This window comes from Streptomyces aurantiacus JA 4570 (assembly GCF_000414115.1).
Lineage (GTDB): Bacteria > Actinomycetota > Actinomycetes > Streptomycetales > Streptomycetaceae > Streptomyces > Streptomyces aurantiacus_A.
Map to the genome: position 1 here is coordinate 1 of NZ_AOPZ01000135.1, position 3640 is coordinate 3640.

At 69.8% G+C, this 3640-nt stretch carries 2 protein-coding genes and 2 pseudogenes; all 4 read left to right on the forward strand.

Annotated features, from left to right (window positions below; all coding sequences use genetic code 11):
* Window positions 1–611, forward strand: a pseudogene (locus STRAU_RS44665) (AMP-binding protein); the annotation flags it as partial.
* Between the two features lie 264 nt (window positions 612–875).
* A pseudogene (locus STRAU_RS44670) lies at window positions 876–1343 on the forward strand (FkbM family methyltransferase); the annotation flags it as partial.
* Window positions 1344–1598: 255 nt separating this feature from the next.
* Window positions 1599–2063 (forward strand): phosphopantetheine-binding protein, encoded by a 465-nt coding sequence (locus STRAU_RS44675; protein ID WP_397892069.1) that lies wholly within the window; start codon window positions 1599–1601, stop codon window positions 2061–2063.
* The coding region (locus tag STRAU_RS15160; RefSeq protein ID WP_259299913.1) for a condensation domain-containing protein at window positions 2060–3640 on the forward strand (1581 nt) is incomplete at its 3' end. The genes STRAU_RS44675 and STRAU_RS15160, both read left to right, overlap by 4 nt.

Genomic DNA, 3640 nt, shown 5'->3' on the forward strand with positions numbered 1-3640 from the left:
CGCAGGGCGAGGACCCGGAGTCGCATGCCATCCGCACGGTGGTCTTCGGTGGTGAGGCCCTGGAGGTCGCCTCGCTGAAGCCGTGGTCGCGGCGGGCGGTGAACAAGGACACCGAGCTGGTGAACATGTACGGCATCACCGAAACCACCGTCCACGTCACGTACCACCCGCTGACGGAAGCCGACGCCGACCGGCCCGTCAGCCCCATCGGCCGACGCATTCCCGACCTGCGCACCTACGTCCTGGACTCGCGCGGCCGCCCCGCACCCGTCGGCGTGGTGGGGGAGTTGTACGTCGGTGGCGCCGGCGTGGCCCGTGGCTACCTGAACCGTCCCGAGCTGACCGCCGAACGCTTCCTGGACGACCCTTTCTGCCCCGAGCCGGGCGGACGGATGTACCGCTCCGGAGACCTGGCCCGCTGGCTGCCGGACGGCTCGCTCGAATATCTGGGCCGCAACGACGACCAGGTGAAGATCCGCGGGTTCCGGATCGAGCTGGGCGAGATCGAGGCCCGCCTGGCCGAACACCCCGCCGTCCAGGACGCCCGCGTCATCGTGCGCGACTACGACGACGAGGGCGACGAGCAGGACCAGCGCCTGGTCGCCTACCTCGTCCCGGCACCCGACCACGCCCCGGCGGTACGCGAACTGCTGCACCTGGAATGCACCGACCCCGAAGCGCTCGCCCGCACCTACGAACTGCCCAACGGCATGACGGTGTTCCAGCAGAACAAGAGCGAGACCGACTTCGTCTACGACGAGATCTTCACGCACCTGGAATACCTGCGGAACGGCATCACCATCGAGGACGGCGACACAGTCGTCGACGTCGGCGCCAACATCGGCCTGTTCACGCTGTTCGCGGGCAGCCGCTGCCCGGACGCGCGGATATACGCCTTCGAGCCGATCCCGCCCGTCTTCGACTCGCTGCGCCGCAACGTCGCCCTGCACGGCTTGAACGCCAAGGTGTACGACTGCGGCCTCGCGGCGAAGGCGACAGAGGAGACCTTCACCTTCTACCGCCACAACACCGTCATCTCCTCCAGCGTCACGACCGCCGACCAGGCCCACGACCTGGTGCGCTCCTATCTGCGCAACCAGGAGGAGCTGACCGACGGCGGCCAGGACGACACCGCGGGCGACGAGCTCGTCGACGCGGTCGTCGACGCCCGCCTCGACAGCGAACAGTTCACCTGCCGCCTGCGGACCCTCTCGGAGATCATCGCCGAGGAGCGCATCGGCCGCATCGACCTGCTGAAGATCGACGTGGAGAACGCCGAGTACGAGGTGCTCAAGGGCATCCACTGGCGGGACTGGCCGAAGATCCGCCAGCTCGTCGTCGAACTCCACGACGTCGACGGCCAGTTGGAGAAGGTCGTCACGCTCCTCAAGGCCCTCGGGTACGCCGTCGTGTGCGAACAGGGCAACCGCCTGCTGCGCAACACCACGCTCTACAACGTGTACGCCCGCCGCGCCGAGCACCCCGAGGACTGGGAGAGCGCCGAGCGCGCCGCCGCCCCGGCCCGGCCCCGCTGGTCCGGCCGGACCGCCCTCGTCACCGACGTACGCGAGGCACTGCGCGCGACACTGCCCGAGTACATGGTCCCGGCCGCGCACGTCCTGCTCGAAGAGCTGCCGCTGACCCAGAACGGCAAACTCGACCAGCGGGCCCTGCCGGCACCGGAGGACCGGCTGCGGTCGGCCGAGCGCCGGACCCCGCCGCGCACCGAGGCCGAGCTCACCGTCGCGGGCGTCTGGGCGGAGCTGCTCCGCACGGACGCCGGCGACCTGGACGCGCACAGCGACTTCTTCGCCCTCGGCGGCAACTCGCTGCTCGTGACCCGCCTGGTCAACCGCCTGGCCCAGGCGACCGGCGCGGAGCTCACCGTGCAGTCCGTCTTCGAGGGGCCGACCCTCGCCGCGATGGCCGCGGAAGTGGAGCGCCGCGCGCCCGGGACACCCCAGGGCGGGCCGCTCGACGTGGCCACCATCCTGGAAAGCATCGACTTGATCGAGAACATGAGCGACGAAGAGCTCGACGCGTTGGAAGGCCGGAACCAGTGACCACGACGCCCCCGACGCCGACGGCGAACAGCACGCGCCCCGACACCTCCCTCGACCTGATCCGCAAGATCAAGTCCCTGCCCGCCAACAAGCAGCGCGCCCTCATCGCGATGCTCAAGAAGCAGGGCGTGGACCTGTCCGTCCTGGAGGCGATCGGTCCCCGCCCGCGCTCCGGCAGCGGGCCGGACCGGCTGTCCTACGCCCAGCAGCGCCTGTGGTTCCTGGCCCAACTGGACGGCACCAGCGCGTACTACAACATCCCGATGGCGATGCGGCTGCGCGGCCCGCTCGACCGCCCCGCCCTGCTGCGCGCCCTCGACGAGATCGTCCAGCGGCACGAGGCGCTGCGCACCCGCTTCGTCGAACGGGACGGGGTGCCCTACCAGGAGATCGGCGACGGCCGGGACTTCACCGTCTCCGAGGAGGAGCTCACCGAACCCGCCGCGCTGGAGTCGATCTGTGAACGCGAGGCCGTGGCACCCTTCGACCTGGCCCACGACTCGCTCATCCGCGTCCGTCTCCTGCGCCAGTCCGAGCAGGAGCACGTCCTGCTGGTGACCATGCACCACAGCGTCTCCGACGGCTGGTCGCTCGGCGTGTTCTTCCGCGAGATGGTCACCCTGTACGAGGCGTTCCACGCGGGCGAGCCGTCGCCGCTCGCACCGCTGCCCATCCAGTACGCGGACTACGCGCACTGGCAGCGCCAGTGGCTCGTCGACGAGGTGCAGGACCGCCAGCTCGACTACTGGACACAGCGGCTCGACGGCGTCGACGCGCGGCTGTCGCTGCCCGCCGACCGGCCCCGCCCGGCGATCAAGACGTACCAGGGCGCGCACGAACGCTTCCAGCTCCCCGAGGAGCTGCTGCGGAAGCTGAAGGCACTCGCCGACGAGCACGACGTCACGCTGTACATGACGCTGCTGTCCGTCTACGCCCTGCTGCTGCACCGCTACAGCGACCAGACGGACATCGCCGTCGGCACGCCCGTCGCGAACCGCCAGCGCATCGAGTCCGAAGGGCTGATCGGCTTCTTCGCCAATACCCTGGTGATGCGCGCCGACCTGTCGGGCGACCCGGCCTTCACCGACCTGCTCGGCCGCGTGAAGGACGTCGCGCTCCAGGCGTTCAGCCACCAGGACGTGCCCTTCGAAGCGGTCGTCGACGCCCTGCAGCTGGAACGCAGCCTCAGCCGGTCGCCGCTGTTCCAGGTCGCGTTCGTGCTCCAGGAGGCCCACACCGAGCGCGAGGTGCGCCTCGGCGACCTCGACGTCTCCCTCGTCGAGTTCGACTTCGACATCACCAAGTTCGACGCCACGCTCGACCTGCGCGAGACGCCCGACGGGCTGATCGGTGCCTTCGAGTACAACACCAGCCTCTTCGACCGCGCGACCGTCCAGCGCTTCATACGGCACTACACCGCGCTGCTCCACGCCGTCGTCGCCGCACCGGACGAGCGGATATCCCGCCTCAGCACCCTCGACTCCGCGGAACGCCGTCAGGTGCTCACCGAATGGAACACGGTGCCCGCCACCGAGCCGGTGGAGCGGTGTCTGCACGCGTGGTTCGAGGAGAGGGCC

Coding starts and splice junctions, on each gene's coding strand:
- STRAU_RS44675 (WP_397892069.1), top strand. CDS start 1,599: ATGGTCCCGGCCGCGCACGTCCTGCTCGAAGAGCTGCCGCTGACCCAG.